2 protein-coding genes are annotated in these 587 nt (G+C 37.8%); one reads left to right on the top strand and one right to left on the bottom strand.

Features of this window, described 5'->3' with window-relative positions:
- Positions 1-80: 80 nt before the first annotated feature.
- Positions 81-224: a hypothetical protein gene (locus OZD68_RS00090; RefSeq protein WP_275008678.1), complete on the bottom strand. Its 144-nt coding sequence runs from the start codon at positions 222-224 to the stop codon at positions 81-83.
- 3 nt (positions 225-227) lie between these two features.
- Between OZD68_RS00090 and OZD68_RS00085 the strand changes: the two genes are divergently transcribed.
- Complete coding sequence (locus OZD68_RS00085) at positions 228-551, top strand: hypothetical protein (RefSeq protein ID WP_275008676.1); 324 nt, start codon at positions 228-230, stop codon at positions 549-551.
- Positions 552-587: the final 36 nt, after the last annotated feature.

Raw genomic sequence — 587 nt, 5'->3', positions numbered from 1 at the left:
AAGACCAGGGTATCTACTTTAAGCTCTCTACATTCCTTAACTTGACGCGTATGGTTTATTTAACACTCCCCCACTGGACATTAGGTTTGGGACAAAAGGCTGAATAATGGGAGCTGTGTGAGTCGAGAGGGTGCGCCGTGGTACGCATTAAGAAATATAGCACTTCTCGCAATAGTCCGAATAGGATAAGATATCTGCTTATGGCTATTGTAGAGCAGTAGCATATTATGATCTGTTCGGATTATTGTAAAAAGAGCTATAATTTGTACCCTGACAAGCAAGATAAAATAATAGTAGAAGTTAGTAACAAAAAGGAAATACTGGAAAAGTTCAAAAATTGTAAAGAAGAATTAGGTGAGAATTGCTCGCTTGGTGGATATTGGGTCTACGATGCTATTAAACAGGGATATTTTGAAAGGTCTGGAAAGCTTTGTCAATCTTTTGAAACAATTAGTCTATCTAAAAAAGTCTCAGAAGGAGTCAAAGCAGCGGTAAAAGGTTTAAAGTGTGGTGATATAGTGAGTGTGCGATCCGATGTCATGAAATCATGATGGTTAAATTCCATCCACCATAACATCTGGTTGAAA

Origin of the sequence: Wolbachia endosymbiont of Drosophila bicornuta, assembly GCF_028982105.1 — a bacterium.
GTDB classification, from domain to species: domain Bacteria; phylum Pseudomonadota; class Alphaproteobacteria; order Rickettsiales; family Anaplasmataceae; genus Wolbachia; species Wolbachia pipientis.
Note: the sequence above shows the minus strand (reverse complement) of the source record. Positions and strands in the feature narration are given on the sequence as shown.